Below are 18,554 nucleotides of genomic sequence, written 5' to 3'. Positions count from 1 at the left end.
ACCGAAGGTATCAAATTGATAAATCCATGTTCTTAGTATTGAAGGTTGAATATCATATTTTCTACCCAATGAATCATAGCCAATATTTCCATCTTTATATTCTTTAATAATTCTTAATTTAAAATCAAGTTCATGCTTTTTATTCAAAATAAACACCCCTAAAGTTGAATTTTAAGGTTCAACTTTAGGGGTGCACTTCAAACATTGTGTTCGGCTTTTTTTGTAACTTTTCTCACACCTCATGTTCTTAAAACCAGATAGCTTCGTTGTAATTATGACATCTTTTCAAATTCACTCCTTTTTTCAACACAAACACTATATATAGTATTAATATTTATTTGAAAACACAATATATAGTAGGTGATGAAATGTTAACTGAAACAACTGATTTGAAGGACAGCTTAGAACGTTTAATAAATAGACATCCAGAAGTCGTTCATGAGAATGCAAACAAGGATGCGAATGTCTTTAATACACTGCGTGATTTAACTGCTGGTACTGTTGCGAAATCACTCGGCCGTGATATGCTACCGAAACATGTTAAACACGCTCACTTAAACGGTGATATTCATTTCCACGATTTAGATTATCATCCTTATATGCCGATGACGAACTGCTGTTTAATTGATATTCCTAATATGCTGGCTCATGGTTTTAAGATTGGTAACGCGAAAGTTGAATCACCAAAATCGATTCAAACTGCTGCAGCTCAGATCGCACAAATTATCGCTAATGTCGCCAGCAGTCAGTATGGTGGATGCTCAGTAGATCGTATCGATGAAGTGCTAAGTCCTTATGCTGCTTTAAATGCAGAAAAACATCGTCAAACTGCACAAAAGTATGCCCAGCAAGATAAACGGCAACAATATACCCAGCAAATGACCGAAAAAGATATTGATGATGCCATCCAGTCGCTTGAATATGAAATTAATACACTTTATACAAGTAACGGGCAAACACCGTTTGTAACTTTCGGCTTTGGATTAGGAACGGATAAGTACAGTGTTATGATTCAACGTGCAATATTAAATACGCGGATTGCAGGGCTTGGGGCCGATCAAACGACTGCAATATTTCCAAAGCTTGTCTTCAGTTTAAAAGACGGAGTGAATTTAAAGCAGAATAATCCAAATTATGCGATAAAACAATTGGCTATCGAATGCGCTACAAAACGCATGTATCCTGATGTATTAAATTATCAGGCGATAACAGAGATGATTGGCGATTTCAAAGCACCGATGGGTTGTCGAAGCTTCCTGAATGCTTATCAGGAAGATGGACAATTTATCAACAATGGCCGTTTCAATCTAGGTGTCATAACGCTTAACTTACCTCGTATTGCATTATTAAGTAATAATCCGGATACATTTATGACCATGTTGCATCAAAGATTGGATATTGTACGTGATGCTTGTCTGTTTAGAATTAATCGATTAAAAGATGCGTGACCACAAAATGCCCCTATACTTTATCAATATGGTGCATTCGGTAAAAGACTACATGCCGACGAAGACATATCAGCTTTGTTTGATAATCGTCGTAGCACTATCAGTATCGGTTATATGGGATTATATGAAGTTGGCGCGCATTTATTTGAGAAAGACTGGGAACAGAATAAAGATGCTTATGACTTTATATTAAATATATTAAAGACGATAAAATCATACGCTGATAACTTAACCAATCAATACGATATTCAGTTCAGTGTATATGGTACACCAAGTGAATCTCTAACGGACCGCTTCTGTGCACTCGATTTTGAACGCTTTGGCCCTGTGGTAAACGTAACCGATAAAGGGTATTATACGAATTCATTTCATTATGATATCCGCAAAAATATTACCCCTTTCGAAAAAATTGATTTTGAAAAAGACTTCGCGCGTTATTCCACAGGCGGATTTATTCATTATTGCGAATACCCTTCGCTTGTCCATAACCCTGAAGCGTTAGAAGCAGTATGGGACTATGCTTATTCACGTATCGGTTATCTCGGTACGAATACTCCGATTGATCAATGTTTTGAATGTGGTTATTCCGGTGAATTTCAATCGACGGCTACAGGATATGTCTGTCCTGAGTGTGGAAACAATAATCCTGAAACGACAGATGTGGTCAAACGTACTTGCGGTTATCTCGGACAGCCTTTAAAACGTCCAATGGTAAAAGGACGTCAAATTGAAATTGCCACGCGTGTCAAACATATGTCGACAAGAGATGATTTATTATGACGTATGAAGGTATGGGATATGTTGCCAGGATAATGAATTGTGTCGTTACAGACGGAACAGGCATGCGTGTGTCTGTGTATGTATCCGGCTGTCACTTTCATTGTCCCGAGTGTTTCAATGCAAGTATCTGGTCATTTAATCATGGAGAACGCATCACAGAACAGAAAATCGAAGAGATATTAACCTTGCTTGATAAAGATTATATCAGCGGACTTTCTCTACTTGGTGGGGAACCGTTAGATAATTTAGCTGTTATTCAACCACTTATTTCAGCATTCAGAAAGAAATTCGGGAATAGAAAAGATATATGGATGTGGTCAGGATATATGATTGAGTATATTAAAAATATACCAGTGCTAGCTGAAGTTTTAAATAATATCGATGTACTTGTTGATGGTCCCTATGTCCATAGCCTATTTCAGCCAAACTTAAAGTTTCGCGGGTCACTTAATCAACGTATCCATTATTTAAACAAAGGTAATATATTACATGAAAAATAAATAATGTTTTTTTATTTATTTAAGATATAATGTAATTAATATTATTTAATGGGAGTTTAACTAATGGATAAATATCAAATTAAAGCACTTGCACTTTCTGTATTAACTGCATCACAATTCGTTCTACCTACAGCTGTACTTGATCATCAAATACCCGAAGCACAAGACGGCGTCGTGAACTTAAAATCAGTCGGTGACGTACTCGTTCATGGTCATGTGGCACGTCATGCACAGACGGCAAATGGTTATGACTTTAATCCAGGATTTGAAGCGGTTAAACCGATGATTGAGAACGCTGATATTGCGATCGCTAACCTTGAGACACCCATCGCTGCAAATGAATTAGGTCTAGGTGATTATCCTACATTTAATTTGCCCCCTGAAGTCGCACAGGCCATTAAAAATGCTGGATTCGATATTGTCTCAAATGCGAATAACCACGCACTCGATCAGGAACAAAAAGGGTTACATATCTCTTTAGATTACTTAGATAAAATGCACTTACCATATGTCGGTGCTTATCGCAGTCAAGAAGATCATGACACGCCACGTATCATCGAAGAAAACGGTGTAAAACTCGGATTTTTAGCATACACTTATGGGACAAATGGGCATGAACCAGCTGCTGATTATGATGTGAATTTTATCGATCTAAAAAAAATGAAAAAAGATATCGAAACATTAAAACCACAAGTTGATGGCGTTGTTGTCTCATTACATATGGGTACAGAGTATCAGTATCACGAGAATCAAGAGCAACGAGATGTAGCACAGGCGCTAACGGATTACGGTGCAGATATCGTCCTTGGTGGACATCCTCATGCTTTAGAGCCGATGAAACAGGATAAAGATAGCTTTATCATCTATAGCCAAGGTAATTTCTTTAGCGGTCAAGGTCAAATGCAGACACGTCTGGGCGGGATTTTATCTTTAGATATTAAGAAAACAAAAGATGGCGTTGAAGTAGCCTCAGGTGAATTCTTACCCACATACAATGAAGGTGATTATAACGCTGGCGGCTACAAAACTGTACCTTTAATGCAGTCATCACTTGATGATAGTACGAAACAAACGCAGTTTAATTTTATTAATGATTTAATGACAACGTATCCTTCAAAAGTGAAAGTTGTGGAGAATTTATCACATTAAAGTAAAAATACCTTGTATTTTACGTAAAAAGTATTATAATAACCTTCTACACATAGAAAGAAGGATGAATATGTCACTATCAGTTGAAGAACGTAAAGTTACAAGTACAGAATTATACGCTCATCTAAACGATGCGACGTTATCTATTGCCACAATCGCAGAACATTTTAATTTAACATCTCAGGATATTACAGCAATTTTAAATATGGATAATTCGCAAATGTCTACAATACTTCCAACGAATGAATTTATTCATCTCGTTTGGGATGTTAGAGATTTTATCAACGATGAACTTCGTACACACGGGATTACGCCAAAAGAATATAGTTATTTAAAAGGTATGAAAACCGATTATTGGTTTTTACAATAATACTAAGGAGAGACAAGCATATGCTCATCTCTCCTCTTTTATTTATACTTATATTTATAACACAATATGCATTATTTTCTACGTGCAGAAATAATAAGCATCATCGGCCTTCTTAATTCATCTTTCATCTCAGGCACTTCATCTAGTAGCTTTTCACTTGGCTCAGGTTCAGATATGCCCTTAATCACGAAATCGTTATCAATCAGCACACTTAAGTAATGTGAAAGTGTTCGATGATATTTCCTTACTTCTTCCCCAAGAAATTGTGTCTCACGTTCGCCCTCTTTATAATAATTGTCAACCGGCCAGAACAATTTATTGCCTGCCTCATCATAAATCCAGTCCTGACTACCTTCAGCTGTAAATACAGGATGTTCTACACTAAAGATAAATGTACCGTTAATCGTTAATACTTCCTTAACCTGCTCGACAACATCTTTAAATGACGGTAAATAATGTATCGCTAATGAGCTCATTACTACTTCAAATTCATGTGGTTCAAAGTCTAATTCATCCATCGACTGATTAATAAAAGTAATCTTATCTGCATCCGGCTGTACCTGTGCACGCTCTAACATCTTTTCAGAAATATCGATTCCGACAACTTTCTCTGCGCCTTGTTCTACAGCATACTGGCAATGCCAACCGTAACCACAACCTAAGTCCAGCACAGCAGCACCATTTAACTCGGGAAGCATTTCTTTAAAGCTCTCCCATTCGCCAGCTGCTTCTAAACCTTTCTTTGAGCGTTCCATTTCGCTATATTTATCGAACAATGACCGATTATCATACATATTATTGTCCATAGGCACTCCTTTAAGTATCTTATTAGCATTTACTTTATCAAAATTATAATCGTTTATAAAGTTTTTTGAATAGTATTTAAAAAAAGAACAAACAATAAAATCATAATGATTTTCAATGTTTGTTCATCAGTTGGTATACAAATTTCTTCACTTCGGTAACGCACTTTTCTTGTCCTCTGCTGAGTCACTCATCGGTAACGCTTCACTACCGTTTGCTGTATATACGACAATCTCTAGAGATGACGACTCACTCGTTGGTGATTGGTTTGTAGTATCTGGTTCAACCATTGCTTCCATCTGGACGTTATCCTCAATAGATTGTACACCATAGTACGCTCTGTTAAAGTATGTATTTCCTTTTGAGAAATCAGTATATCCATCTTCTTTTAGTGCAATATCTTTTGTCGTAATCGCTGAAGCTATTTTACCAAATGACTGAATATATTTATCATTTGCTTTCTTAACTTCTGCATCTACTTTTTTAATTTGGGGCAATTCTTTTGCCGTTTGAACTTTCACTTCGTATTTGACAACGATATTTTTCACTTTTGTAAGTTGCTGTTCAACATCTTTTTTATTATCATATACAGTCATCGTATTAATGACACGATCCATCTCTTTCGAATATTCTCTAACGGTATCAACATATTCATATTTCGATGTAATAGGTTTTACTTTCGGAATTTTCGAAGCAACTTCTATTGATATTTCTTTTTTGAGTTGTTGAATGTTTTCGTCTGCAATTTGTTTATGCTGTGGTTTTATTTCTTTAGGATTACTTTGTATAAATTCCATCTCAACAGTAGGTGTTGTTTGTTGATTCGTAGATGATGCTTTCTCTGTAGATGTTCGTGCAGCTTCTTCTTCATGACAGCCTGTGAGTATTAGGGTTATTGTGCACAATGCTATGATTCTTTTCATGCATCCTCCAAAAATATCCTTAAGTTTATCAGTACTCACATATTTTAACATAACGCTATCAGATTGTAACTAGTTTTGAAGGAACAATTTAACCTCTTTTACAAAATCATCGTATTGTTCATATAACAACCCATGGCCACTATTTTCATAAATCGACAATTTGCTGGCAGGTAATAGTGCAGCGAGCGCTTCAGCTTCTTCAACCGGTACTAATTCATCATATCTACCGCTCATCACGAGCGTCTTTACTTCAATCACATCAAGCTTTTGTGGATTATAATCAACAGTAGAGGTGATGACTGCATCCTCTTCTTTTTCAGTCATACTACTTTGTGTATCTTTCATCTTCTTATAATATTTTTTTACTGTTTTAACATCTTTAAACATATAGTCTTCCAGCATAGCGTTACGTTCTTTACGTGACATCGTTCTTAATATACTTGCATATTGATTATGAAATTCACGCTCAGCTTCGTAGTAACTTCTTATTCCCGTGCTAATCAATATCAGCTTGTTTACATATCTCGGATATTTAGAAGCGATGGTTGCTGCTACAGAACCACCGAGTCCAAATCCTAAAAAGTGTGCTTCTTTAATATACAAAAGATCCAGAACGGTTAATACATCTTCTACATAATCGTCCATATGAATTTCTAACGGTTTATCACTAAATCCATGACCACGCAAATCTATTTTAATAATTTGAAAATTTTTCATAAAAGTCGTATCGAAATCATCAAACATTGTTGTGTTCATAAATTGGCCATGTAGCATCACTAGTGGATACCCTTTTCCAATGAGTTCGTAATGAACAGCTATATCATTATTTGTTAGCGCTAGTTCCATATTCTATCCCTCTAGTCTCTTGTAATTTTTGCAAATTCTAATACATCTGAAGCTTCGTCGTATTTATAATCATTAACGTACTCTACGACTTTAATCGAGCAATGCGCTTTAATCGTTACATCATCTGCACGCAGTAAATCACAAACTACATTTTCTACACTTGCATTTACTGCATCGATTTCACGTACTGTAAGGATTGATGATTCATCTTTAAAGATGAGCTTTTCTCGTTCTGCTTTCACCGTAAGTTCGTCGCATATAATATAGCGAATGTTACTTACTTCAGCGACAGTGATCGTTATGTTTTCTGCATTCAGCTCTTCATCCAGCCGCACTGATCCATTAGACTGAAATGTAGTGGCTTTTACTGGTCCCATACCAATAAATGCACCTTTATTTTGAATATCATTCACTTTTATTCCACGCTTTAAGTCCACCGTTCCCTTGTTATTGATTGTGTCGATAATTGCTTCATCCTGTACAGCAATATAGCCATCTTCTCCAATTACAAGTTCATTCGTTTCAAGTGTTCCTTCAATGACTAATTCACCATAAACTTTCAAATAAGGTACATTTAATTTACCTTCAATTTTTAATACACTATCTTTCTCAATGAATAATTCATTGGCCTCAACACTTGAAGTAACTAATGAATTTCCTTCAACATTGATCGTCTCAAATATACCACCTGTAACTGTTTCATCTTTCCATACGACATTCATCTATATCGTCTCCTCACCTATAATATTAAATAACTCTGATAAGTCTTCAATTCGATAGTCCATCATTGTTTCACCAGGGGCTTTAAAATAATGATTATCTTTAAATACTGTCTTCATTCCTAAACGGTGGGCTGCTTCGATATCATTGACCGGATGGTCACCAACAAAAATACATTCCTCCGGTTTAACGCCGAGCTTATCACACATCATCATAAATATTTCCGGTTCAGGTTTTCTGTAACCTACCGCCTCTGAAATTAACGTTTCTAAAACATATTTCTCTATACCCAAAACATCGATAATATAACTTTGATGTGACACCTTACCATTTGTAATAATACCTATTTTTAATCCTCTATTTTGAATTCTTGAAATAATATCTTTTAAATCAGGATAACCTGTCGCAAACTTCGGATAATTTAAATCATAGTCCAGCAGTAAATCCTTCTTTTCGATGTAATGAATATCAAGTTGATTAAGCAATGCTTTATATACACGATCTTTTTTCACATAACCGTGTTCATCGTATGCTATAAAATAATTGATATAGTCATTTTTTTGTACATGCGTAAAATATCCTCTATATCTTTCAAACTGATCTTCTAAAAATAATCGTAACGAACGTTCTCGATCAAGTAATGTACCATCCAAATCAAATATGATTGCTCTTTCCATCTAAACCCCTCCAGTTAACAATAGTATAGCCTATCTGTTAAAATGAAATCGACTAAAATGACGAGGTGACTAATGAACTGGAAAAAAAGACGTATCATCGACAAAACGGATTATCGTGTATTTCAAGTCAATACGACAGAATTTTCTTATCAGGCACAAAGTGCTGAATTTTATCAGATTGAGGCCCCGCATTGGGTAAATATTATCGCAATACATAATGATTGTATCGTCATGATCAAGCAGTTTCGTATCGGCATAGAAGATTATATACTTGAATTACCCGGCGGTATCGTTGATCCCGATGAATCCCCATTAATTGCTGGTCAAAGAGAACTCAGTGAGGAAACTGGATATATCGGCGAGGCGCAAGTGATTGGCGTTATGCATCCGAATCCAGCTTTATTTACAAATCAATTAACAACCATTTTAGTGACCAACAGCAAGCAAAGCGGGACTATTTCCCGAGAAATATTTGAAGATATCGAAGTCGTCCTCGTTCCAATTAAAGACTTAAAAACAAAAATAGCGCATGGCGAAATCACCAATGCGCTTACTTTAGCGAGTTTAATGCAATACTTTAGTTTATAGTATTTCTGTTTTGTTTCAAAATAATCCATAGTAATAGTGGCATACCCATTAAACACATCATGATTGATACAGGAATCTGTACCGGATAAAGCATTGCTCTGCCCAGAAAATCTCCCGTTAAGACGAGTAATACTGCTAAAAGTAATGTCAGGTTCAGTTTTACAAGATGGTTTCCTTTAAAATTCAGTTTTACAAACGGCGGAATAATCATACCGACAAATCCAATAATACCTGTCATACTAATGAGCACAGCACACATAATACTCGTTGTAATGAGCAGCATATAGATGATTGTATTCGTTCGTAAACCAAGTGCAATTGCTCGGTCTTGTCCTAATCCAAGTATTTCAATTTGCTGCTGTAAAAAATAAATAATCATCATACCCACAATAGTTAATGGTAATAAAACGATAACATCTTTAAAACTTACCGTGTTTATCGAGCCAAACAAATAATTCATGATGTTGGATGATTTCTCCGGAAACATCAGCATTAAAACATAAACGAGGCTGGAAAAGAAGAAGTTAATAAACATGCCGATCAGTATCATCCATGTTGTCTGTGAATTAAATTTATGATTTAAGCTGGTAAGGATCACTATCAGTAACGTTATCATACTGAATAAAATACTAAATATCGCTGTCATCGTAATGCTAAATCCTAATACGATGGAAAGTGCACTCCCAAAACTTGCACCACTGGCAAGTCCTAACGAAAAACTATCTGCAAGATAATTATTTAATACGGTCTGAAACACATATCCTGTAATGGAAAGAATGATTCCGACGAGCATACCCGTTATAATTCTTGGTAGTCTAATTTCAAGTAAAATTGTCCTACCCATTGAATCCGTTACGTCCAGCAATCCAAAGTTGTCATAAAATAACGATAAACATGTCACAATAATAATAAGCGACAATACGATAATATTATTTTTCATGTGCGATAGCTTTGGCAATGGTTTCCATACCTTGTGCGATTCTTGGTCCCGGACGTGATACAGTATCCGGATCAACGGCATAGATTTGATTTTGTTTTACCGCTTCAACATGCTTAAATCCGTTTCTTGATTTTACTTCTTTGATTAATGCTTCATTTGACAGACCACTCGTAGAAATAATGATATCCGGATTTTTCTTAACGATTGCTTCCGAACTCACCGCCTGGTACCCTTCTATGCCACTAAATATATTGACTGCACCGAGTTGTTTCAATAAATCATTCATTAATGTATGATTGCCACCCGTATAAATGTCGGGGTGTGATGAAATTTCCAGAAATACTTTTTTACCCTGGACATCCTTTTTGTAATTAATCGCAGTTTCTTGAATTTGACGTTTAATATCTTTTATCAACGCTTTGCCTTCAGCTTCTTTATGTGTGACAGTAGCAATTTGTTCTATGCTTTTATATAGCGAATCAAATGAATTAGCATCCTGAACAACGACGACTTTAATACCTTTTGATTTCAACTTTTGTAAGGTTTTCTCCTGTGCTTTTTCCATCGATTGATGTGCAAAGACCATTGTAGGCTTCGCCTTTAATATCGCTTCATAATCAAGCTTCATCCCATCAAACTTTTCTTTATCTTTCACTTGTTTAGGATAATCATCTACTGTCGAAACACCGATAATCTCTTTATAGACGCCTAAATCATAAAGAATTTCTGTATTGCTTGGTATTAACGAAATAATACGTTCCTTAGCGTCAGACTGCTGTACCTTCTCTGTTGTATTACACCCTGAAACGATGAAAAGTATAGCCATCAAGAGTATAAATAACGTTTTCTTCATAAATCCTCCATCTATTCAATTTTTGTATAATTATACCATATGCAATATCTTTCTTACAAAATACAAAAAGCGTTAGTCATAAGTCTTAGTCCTCTTCTGTTTAACAGCTTAAACGGCGGAACAGAGGTTGCCCCTACTACAAAAACCGAAGAAAACTATAAATCAAAGAGCGATTTATTCGTTTTCTTCGGTTTTTGCTTGTGGTAAAACACTTCAGTTCCAGTCTCTAGTTGCTACATCTTTTCAGGGCTTGAAACGCCAATCAATGTTAAAGCATTGTGTAATGTAATTCTTGCTGCTTCAATTAACGCAACATGTGCTTTAGATTTTTCTAAGTCGTCAGTTAATACTTTCTCAGCATTATAGAATTTATGGAAATGTGCTGCTAAATCCTGAATATAATTTGTAATACGGTGTGGTGCACGTGCTTCTGCTGCCTGATTGATTACCGTTTCAAAATCAGCGATACGTTTCAACAATTCAAATGCTTTGTCATTTGTAATTAAACTAAAGTCTGCGTCAGCAGAAGGTGTGATACCATTTTCAGCTGCCTGACGTAATATCGAACAAATTCTCGCATGTGCATATTGCGCGTAGTAAACAGGGTTGTCACTTGATTCGCTCTTTGCAAGTTCCATATCGAAATCAAAGTGTGAGTCAGGGCTTCTCATCGTTAAGAAATAACGTGCTGCGTCAATACCTACTTCATCCATGATGTCTCGCAACGTAATGGCGTTACCTGTACGTTTACTCATCTTAACTTCCTGGCCATCCTGCAATAAACGTACCATCTGCATCACTTGTATTTCTAAACGTTTAGAATCTGTACCGAAAGTTTCAAGCGATGCTTTTAAACGGTTAATATAACCATGATGGTCTGCACCGAATAAGTTAATTAACGTATCATAGCCACGTTCAATCTTATCGTAGTGATACGCAATATCCGGAAGGAAGTACGTATAGCTGCCATCTTTTTTAATCAATACGCGGTCTTTATCATCGCCAAACTCAGTTGTACGCAACCAAGTTGCACCGTCTTCTTCAAATAAATAACCATTTTCGCGCATCTTATCTAATGCTTTATCGATTTCTTTATTTTCATAAAGTGAAGTTTCACTGAACCAATTATCAAAATGAACATTAAATTCAGTTAAATCTTTTTTAAGTTTATCCATTTCATAATCTAATCCTAGCTTACGGAAAGCTTTAATACGCTCATCCTTGTCAGCATCTTTGTATTCCGGATGCTCTGCAGCTAACTTTTTACCGATTTCAATTATATCTTTACCGTGATAACCATCTTCAGGCAGCGCCATTTCTTGACCTAATGCCTGGAAATAACGCGCTTCGATAGAATATGCTAAGTTTTCAATCTGTTTACCGGCATCATTGATATAGTATTCGCGTAATACGTCATATCCTGCTGCAGATAATAAGTTACATAAAGTATCACCCACCGCAGCGTTTCTTGCGTGACCAATATGTAAGCTTCCAGTTGGATTCGCCGAAACATACTCAACTAAGATTTTTTCATTTTTAGGTTGCTCTGCTTTACCGAAGTTATCTTTTTTATTTAACGCTTCCGTAATGATGCCAGTAAGATATGCATTATCCATATAGAAATTAATAAATCCAGGACCTGCGATATCAATTTTAGTGACATTCGCTTTCTTAACATCTAAATGATCTACAATCGCCTGTGCAATTTCGCGCGGATTTTTTTTAGCAAGTTTTGTTAATACCATGGCGATATTTGTTGCATAGTCACCGTTTTTAGTATCTTTCGGACATTCAATTTTAATTTCCGGCACTTCTGTTACAAGTTCTGCTTTTAATATCGCTTGTTTAATTTCTTCGATCAATGTTTCTTTTTGTTGTTGTACGATGTTCATTATACTCGCTCCTTATATTCTATATCGTATGTATAACTGCCCAGAACAGTTTGATTATTTACAATGGTATATTGAATGTAAACTCTACCGGAATGTTCATCAGACTCAATGAGCATTTGATTGGTTGTAACTTCCATAACAGTTTTTTGATTAGCCAGGTGATACATATTTTGTGTTGTCTCGTATGGGACAAACAGGAAATCTAAAGTTAATTGACCCTTTCGATTGATACGCACCCGTTCATCCTCAATTTTAACACGTACGTCAGTAACAATATCATCGATTGTTTCCTTATACATGATGTATGTATGTGCTTTTTTTATGAGTGTACCTGTAGTATTTAATTCAAATGTCTCCGTACCTTCACCATCTGTGATTTGTTGCTTTATATGAATCTCTATATCCAAGTTGATCACCCACTAATGATTATAACAAAATTTGCATAAAATTAAAGAAAGCAGGTATAAAAATACCTGCTTTCTTTAGTGTCCTAGCTATTTTTATAGCTACTCATATCTTACTAATGTTGAGCAAAAATTACAACCGAAAATCTACACGATTATTAAAGTCACATTTTTGTCACAAAATTATAATATGATGGTGCTCATCTTTTCCGGATACGGCGAGTATCCGGAAAAGATGGACTATCGTTAGCTCGTTTAACCTAACATTGTTTTTAGCTCTTCACCAGAATTGTTCCACATTTCAGGATTATGATGCATTAAGAAGTCTTTTAAGACCGCTTTATTGTCATCACCAATATGGTCTAAAATAAACTTATGTTTCATAGATTTATCCATCATATTCACATGCTCTGCCATTACTTTATAGCCGCGTTTACGTTCTTTATTTACCACCATATAACAAGCAGTCACACCCGCATAATATGGACCGACTTCAGCACGTTCTGTCGTTACCCATACGAGCCAGTATTCTTTCTGGTCAGGACCTTCTGTTTCAGATTTATCCGTCACCCATTTCACACGCTTTTCAACTTCACTACGCGCATGCATCGCACCGATATCGATAAACGCCTTTTTCTCTGCAACATCAATAAATACTGGTGCCACATTATCTAAGCTAATCGAGCCGATATTTGTACCTTTATGTCCGTCAAGTGGATCATTTTTTATAATATTAAACTGAAATTCTGCCATATTATCACCCTATTCTAATTCATTTAATACGTTAATAATTGCACCTCGAATTTCAAGGTCTTCGATATTTAAAATTGTTTCTTTCGGATAGTAAATTTTATAATCTTTTCGCTGAATACCTGTAATACTATTGATTATAACTGATTGTGTACTAATTTCCTTAATCTTGCCAGTAGAAGTTATTAAGTGAATTGGTTTACGCGAGTTAATACCAGGTCTATTGTAGTCATATGGCAAGTCACTAAACGAGTCCACAACAAAATAATAATCCGGATCTATGCCCGCTTTCGTAAACAATTCAGTGAGTTCATCTATCGTAAATCGATTACCGTCAAACGGTAGATGTTTAAATAAATCACGGTTAACAAATCTGCGCGATAAATCACTTAAAATGGCGTCTTCTTCCTCAATCCATTCCTGCAGATAATAATTTAGAACCATTTCATCAAGTCTTAAATATGCATCAACGGACACTTGATTTGATTTAAAGAACGGCACTAAATATTTAGGTGGTTCTTTAAACGCATAACCTGTCTCATACAACACTTTGGCACGTTTCAGGACACGATTTAATAATACTTCACCACCACGACTGACTGGATGAAAATATACTTGCCAGTACATCTGATAACGGCTCATTAAATAATCTTCTACCGCATGCATACCACTTTCTTTAATCACAACTTCATCCTTTGTCGGACGCATAAGCCTTAATATACGTTCCATATCAAAGCTACCATAACTCACACCTGTATAGAAAGCATCGCGTTGCAGGTAGTCCATACGGTCAGCATCAATCTGCGAACTAATCATTGAAATGACCAGCTTATTATGATGTGTCTTGTTGATTACAGCAGCTACTTCTTTCGGAAATTCGGGTGAAACGCGTGACAACACATGATTCACTTCCGTATCTCCTAATATGATCTGCTGTGTGTAAAGCTCGTGATCCGTATTAAAAATCTTCTCGAAACAATGAGAGAACGGACCATGGCCTAAGTCATGTAACAGTGCTGCACATAATGCGAGTGGACGATCTTCATTATGCCAATGTTCACGTCCAGCAAATATTTCGTCTATCATACGACGTACGATTTCATAAACGCCTAACGAATGATTGAAACGTGAATGTTCAGCTGTATGAAAAGATAAATATAACGTACCAAGTTGTTTTATTCGGCGTAATCGCTGAAATTCTTTTGTCTTGATTAAATCCCAAATTAACTGATCTCGTACATGCACATAGCGATGCACTGGATCTTTGAATACCTTCTCTTCCTGCATCTTTTGGAATTGGTAGCCCATAGTGGTTCTCCTTTATTTTTTCATTACTTAAATTTTATCATAAAGCCTTTAAAATAGAATAATTAACGGCTTTTAAAAATTTTGTAATACAAAAAATTTTCAGAAAGTTATTGACTTATATTTTTAATTAATTTAATATTCAACTTAACAAAAAATTAAATAATTATTTATCAAGAGTGACTGAGGGATTAGGCCCTATGACGTCCAGCAACCTGTCCACACGGAAAAGGTGCCAATTCCTACAGTACAATTGTGCTGAAAGATAAGTAGAGATACTGATGGCTAACGTTTTCCCGTGCATACGGGGAAACGTTTTTTTGTGAAAAAATTAATTCTGAGGTGAAAGCATTGTCTAAGTTTAGTTCATATTTCTTAATGCAGGAAGTTGATATTGCAGCATACATACTTGAAACTACAAATTTATTTAACCCCGCTGACAACTTAGCAGTAAACGAAATCGGAGATGGTAATTTAAATTATGTCTTTCGTGTATCTAACGGCATCAAATCCATTATCGTCAAACATTCAGGCGTCGTAGCGCGTATTTCAGATGAATTTAAATTATCAACGGACCGTACAATTCGTGAAGGGATGTTACTCAAAGTACATGGCGAAATCGTACCACAACTTGTACCGCATATTTATGCGATTGATGATGTGATGAAATGCGTCATCATGGAAGACTTAAAAGAATACACAGTATTACGCCAAGGTTTAATCGATGGCAATATATATCCAAATATAGGTGTTGATTTAGGGACCTATTTGGCAGAGACACTGATTAACACTTCTGACTTTGTACTTGATGCGAAAGAGAAGAAGGCTTTACAAAAAGATACGATAAATCCCGAATTATGCGAGATATCTGAAGACCTCGTGTTCACCGAGCCATTTTACGATAATTTCTCACGCAATGAAGTGAGTAGCGCTTTGCTTCCATACGTCGAACAGTTACTTTACAACGATGACACATTAAAGCTTGCAGTTGCAGAAGCGAAGCTTAAATTCTTAAATAAAAGTCAAAGTTTAATTCACGGCGACTTGCATTCAGGTTCAGTATTTGTGAATGAAACAGAAACAAAAGTCATTGATCCTGAATTCGGTTTCTATGGACCGGCAGGATATGATGTCGGAAATGTGCTCGCTCACCTCTTCTTTGCATATAGTAATGCGCAGGCGCATGGCAGAGATGAACAAGCTAAGTTTATTGCCGAAAGTATCACAGAAGTATTAGAAGTATTCAAACAGAAAAGTTTAGCGATCTTACAGGAAAAGACGAAAGATGTCGCATTGAAACAAGCTTCAGTTTATGCAAGCTATATCCGATCAGTGCTTGAAGATGCGTATGTTGTATGTGGACTTGAAATTATTCGTCGTATCGTCGGACTTGCTAAAGTAAATGATTTAACGACTTTACCTGAGCAACAATGTGTTCAGATAGAAGTGCAGCTCATTAAGTTTGCGAAATCGCTGATTCAACATCCCGAATCAGTATCCATCTACCCATCTATATTCTCACTCTATACAGAATTTAAGGAGATCGCGGCATGACATTACAATCGATCCAATACAAAGATGGCGTTCTTACGCTCCTTGAACAGACGAAATTACCACATGATATACAGTATGTCGACTGCACAGATTATGAAGCAGTCGCAGTAGCGATTGAAGATATGATCGTGCGCGGTGCACCCGCTATTGGAATTACTGCGGCATACGGTGTCGTAATCGGTGCTTTACAATACAACGGCGATAATGACTTTAATTCGTATATGCACGACGTTATCACGCGATTATCCAATACACGACCGACTGCAATCAATCTGATATGGGCTCTTGGTCGCATGAAACAGGTAATCACTGATGATGTCAATCAGAGCATCGTGGCTTTAGAAAAGCTCGCGCAACACATTTATGAAGAAGATAAATCAATCAATGACCGTATCGGGAAACATACATTACCACTCATAAAACCGAATTCAACGTTTATTACGCATTGCAATCCAGGTAGTCTTGCAACAAGTGCGTTAGGCACAGCGACAGCGGGATTCTATCTAGCTCACGCTCAAAACATTCAATTTAAAGTATTTAGCGATGAGACTAGACCGAGATTTCAAGGCGCACTTACAGCTTTTGAGTTATCGCAAGCCGGCATCGATGTTACAACAATTACAGATAGTACTGCAGCCACTGTGTTACAGCAACAAGATGTTACAGCTGTTATTGTCGGTTGTGACCGCGTAGCATTAAATGGCGACGTCGTTAACAAAATTGGCACATTACCGCTCGCAATTGCAGCAAAGTTTTATAATGTACCGTTTTACGTTGCAGCACCAACACCAACCTTTGATTTAATGGTGTCGAATGGAGATGCAATTCCAATCGAAGCACGCAACGCACGTGAAGTAACACATATTTATGACAATAAAGTCGCAGCAGACGTAGCAGTTTATAATCCAGCTTTCGATATTACACCTAACAGTTTAATCACAGGACTGATTACTGAACACGGCATTATCGAAGCACATGAACAAGCAATCGCAAAACTATTTGAGGAGGTTAAAGCATGAATAAACCATTACAATTATTACTTGCAACAAGTATCTTACTTACAGGATGTAATCAGGCAACATCACAATCTGGAGCGACAGGTGAAATAAAAGGCAAGAAAATTGCTGTTATCCGTAACCTTGGTAGTGATGATCACACGAAACAATTTATCGATGGTGCTAAATCACAAGGTGAGAAACTTGGACTCAAAGTGGATACTTTTCTTTCGAATGGGAATGACGCAAAGTTTCAGCAGCTCGTCGATCAGGCAATCCTTAAAAAATATGATGGCATTGTATTATCACACGGCAAAGAAGATTACAGCTATGATTTGGTTAAGAAAATTGCAGATGCAAAGATCAAAGTTGTTACTTTTGATACAAAGTCAGATAAAGACGGCAAAGTTATTGATAATGTCGTTGCTACAAGTCAAGATGACCATGCATTAGCAAAGTTATCGTTAGACGCGCTGATAAAAGATAAAGAACAACCCGTAAAAGTACTTAAATTGTGGGTCGGTCCTGGTTTCCTACCGCTTGATAAACGTCAGGAAATTTTTAAAAAGTATGAAGGCGAAGGCAAAATTAAAGTCGTTGAAAGTATCGGACCAACGAATTTTGAAGACGTACAAGGCGATGTAAAAAAGAAAACACAAGCTGTACTTTCAAAATATCATCCAAAAGATTTCGATGCGGTATGGGGATCTTGGGATGAGATGACAAAGGGAGCTTATCTTGCACTTAACGAAAAGAAAATCAATCTACCGATTTATTCAATAGATATCTCAAACCAGGACATTAACTTTATGAAAGCTAAAAACAGCAACTGGAAGACATCAGCAAGTGTTAATCCTAAAGTCATCGGTGAAACAGATGTAAGAATTCTGGCAAAGCTCATTAAAGAAGAAAAAGTCCCTGCGACTTATGCATTTAAACCAGTTCAAATTACACAAAAAGATTTGAAACAAGATACGAATATGAATAATCTTTCAAAGGCAGTTCCGGCATTTAGTCAGGAAGATGCCTTCAAAATTAAATAACGATAGGACTGAA

Annotated in this window: 19 protein-coding genes, 1 pseudogene and 1 riboswitch; of the genes and pseudogenes, 8 read left to right on the top strand and 12 right to left on the bottom strand. The window is 36.3% G+C overall.

Translation table 11 applies throughout. The features are described 5' to 3' along the window. The coding region (locus JJJ02_RS12690) for a transposase (protein ID WP_240837207.1) at positions 1-156 on the bottom strand (156 nt) is incomplete at its 3' end. 212 nt (positions 157-368) lie between these two features. Between JJJ02_RS12690 and nrdD the strand changes: the two are divergent. The 4 genes and pseudogenes from nrdD to JJJ02_RS12670 all read left to right on the top strand — a co-directional run bounded on the left by nrdD (position 369) and on the right by JJJ02_RS12670 (position 4,247). Further along, a pseudogene (gene nrdD, locus JJJ02_RS12685) lies at positions 369-2,228 on the top strand (anaerobic ribonucleoside-triphosphate reductase). Beyond that, a complete protein-coding gene (nrdG, locus tag JJJ02_RS12680) occupies positions 2,225-2,728 on the top strand; it encodes an anaerobic ribonucleoside-triphosphate reductase activating protein (RefSeq protein ID WP_240839294.1) in 504 nt (167 codons plus the stop codon). Before nrdD ends, nrdG begins: the two are co-directional and overlap by 4 nt. Positions 2,729-2,791: 63 nt before the next feature. Next, entirely contained in the window at positions 2,792-3,877 is a 1,086-nt protein-coding gene (locus JJJ02_RS12675; protein ID WP_240839292.1) for a CapA family protein, read from the top strand. Positions 3,878-3,947: 70 nt separating this feature from the next. Further along, positions 3,948-4,247 carry a DUF2316 family protein gene (locus JJJ02_RS12670; protein ID WP_111717133.1) on the top strand — a complete coding sequence of 100 codons (300 nt, stop codon included), beginning with the start codon at positions 3,948-3,950 and terminating at the stop codon, positions 4,245-4,247. A gap of 71 nt (positions 4,248-4,318) precedes the next feature. Here the strand turns inward: JJJ02_RS12670 and JJJ02_RS12665 are convergent, their stop codons facing one another. From JJJ02_RS12665 to JJJ02_RS12645, 5 genes are all read right to left on the bottom strand, one after another. Further along, complete coding sequence (locus JJJ02_RS12665; protein ID WP_240839290.1) at positions 4,319-5,053, bottom strand: class I SAM-dependent methyltransferase; 735 nt, start codon at positions 5,051-5,053, stop codon at positions 4,319-4,321. A 147-nt stretch (positions 5,054-5,200) separates the two neighbouring features. Then, positions 5,201-5,974, bottom strand: coding sequence for a hypothetical protein (locus JJJ02_RS12660; RefSeq protein ID WP_240839288.1), 774 nt, complete (start codon positions 5,972-5,974; stop codon positions 5,201-5,203). Positions 5,975-6,043: 69 nt separating this feature from the next. Continuing rightward, positions 6,044-6,820, bottom strand: a complete 777-nt coding sequence (locus tag JJJ02_RS12655) for an alpha/beta fold hydrolase (protein ID WP_240839286.1) — start codon at positions 6,818-6,820, stop codon at positions 6,044-6,046. Positions 6,821-6,831: 11 nt separating this feature from the next. After that, a complete protein-coding gene (locus JJJ02_RS12650; protein WP_239243091.1) occupies positions 6,832-7,542 on the bottom strand; it encodes a hypothetical protein in 711 nt (236 codons plus the stop codon). Next, entirely contained in the window at positions 7,543-8,217 is a 675-nt protein-coding gene (locus JJJ02_RS12645) for an HAD family hydrolase (protein ID WP_240839284.1), read from the bottom strand. Between the two features lie 72 nt (positions 8,218-8,289). Between JJJ02_RS12645 and JJJ02_RS12640 the strand changes: the two genes are divergently transcribed. Next, on the top strand, positions 8,290-8,805 hold the full coding sequence (locus tag JJJ02_RS12640; RefSeq protein ID WP_240839282.1) for an NUDIX hydrolase: 516 nt from the start codon (positions 8,290-8,292) through the stop codon (positions 8,803-8,805). Here the strand turns inward: JJJ02_RS12640 and JJJ02_RS12635 are convergent. The 6 genes from JJJ02_RS12635 to JJJ02_RS12610 all read right to left on the bottom strand — a co-directional run bounded on the left by JJJ02_RS12635 (position 8,795) and on the right by JJJ02_RS12610 (position 14,952). After that, on the bottom strand, positions 8,795-9,745 hold the full coding sequence (locus tag JJJ02_RS12635; RefSeq protein WP_240839280.1) for a FecCD family ABC transporter permease: 951 nt from the start codon (positions 9,743-9,745) through the stop codon (positions 8,795-8,797). The genes JJJ02_RS12640 and JJJ02_RS12635 overlap by 11 nt on opposite strands. Then, entirely contained in the window at positions 9,735-10,598 is an 864-nt protein-coding gene (locus JJJ02_RS12630; RefSeq protein ID WP_240839278.1) for a heme/hemin ABC transporter substrate-binding protein, read from the bottom strand. The genes JJJ02_RS12635 and JJJ02_RS12630 overlap by 11 nt, the downstream gene beginning before the upstream one ends. A 233-nt stretch (positions 10,599-10,831) precedes the next feature. After that, positions 10,832-12,490 (bottom strand): arginine--tRNA ligase, encoded by a 1,659-nt coding sequence (gene argS / locus JJJ02_RS12625; RefSeq protein ID WP_240839276.1) that lies wholly within the window; start codon positions 12,488-12,490, stop codon positions 10,832-10,834. Further along, a complete protein-coding gene (locus JJJ02_RS12620; RefSeq protein ID WP_240839274.1) occupies positions 12,490-12,897 on the bottom strand; it encodes a YwiB family protein in 408 nt (135 codons plus the stop codon). Before JJJ02_RS12620 ends, argS begins: the two co-directional genes overlap by 1 nt. Before the next feature lie 252 nt (positions 12,898-13,149). Further along, complete coding sequence (locus JJJ02_RS12615; protein WP_240839272.1) at positions 13,150-13,647, bottom strand: YwhD family protein; 498 nt, start codon at positions 13,645-13,647, stop codon at positions 13,150-13,152. A gap of 9 nt (positions 13,648-13,656) precedes the next feature. Then, complete coding sequence (locus JJJ02_RS12610) at positions 13,657-14,952, bottom strand: HD domain-containing protein (RefSeq protein WP_111717110.1); 1,296 nt, start codon at positions 14,950-14,952, stop codon at positions 13,657-13,659. Between the two features lie 164 nt (positions 14,953-15,116). Then, positions 15,117-15,221: riboswitch (SAM riboswitch) on the top strand. A gap of 79 nt (positions 15,222-15,300) precedes the next feature. Here JJJ02_RS12610 and mtnK point away from each other — a divergent pair. Genes mtnK through JJJ02_RS12595 form a run of 3 tightly spaced genes read left to right on the top strand, consistent with a single transcriptional unit; the run spans position 15,301 to position 18,541 of the window. Next, positions 15,301-16,503: an S-methyl-5-thioribose kinase gene (gene mtnK, locus JJJ02_RS12605; RefSeq protein ID WP_239243099.1), complete on the top strand. Its 1,203-nt coding sequence runs from the start codon at positions 15,301-15,303 to the stop codon at positions 16,501-16,503. Next, on the top strand, positions 16,500-17,522 hold the full coding sequence (gene mtnA / locus JJJ02_RS12600) for an S-methyl-5-thioribose-1-phosphate isomerase (RefSeq protein WP_240839270.1): 1,023 nt from the start codon (positions 16,500-16,502) through the stop codon (positions 17,520-17,522). The genes mtnK and mtnA overlap by 4 nt, the downstream gene beginning before the upstream one ends. Then, entirely contained in the window at positions 17,519-18,541 is a 1,023-nt protein-coding gene (locus tag JJJ02_RS12595) for a sugar ABC transporter substrate-binding protein (protein ID WP_240839268.1), read from the top strand. The genes mtnA and JJJ02_RS12595 overlap by 4 nt, the downstream gene beginning before the upstream one ends. The last annotated feature ends 13 nt before the right edge of the window (positions 18,542-18,554 follow it).

It is taken from the genome of Macrococcus sp. PK, from assembly GCF_022501545.1.
Classification (GTDB): Bacteria; Bacillota; Bacilli; order Staphylococcales; family Staphylococcaceae; genus Macrococcoides; species Macrococcoides epidermidis.
Note: the sequence above shows the minus strand (reverse complement) of the source record. Positions and strands in the feature narration are given on the sequence as shown.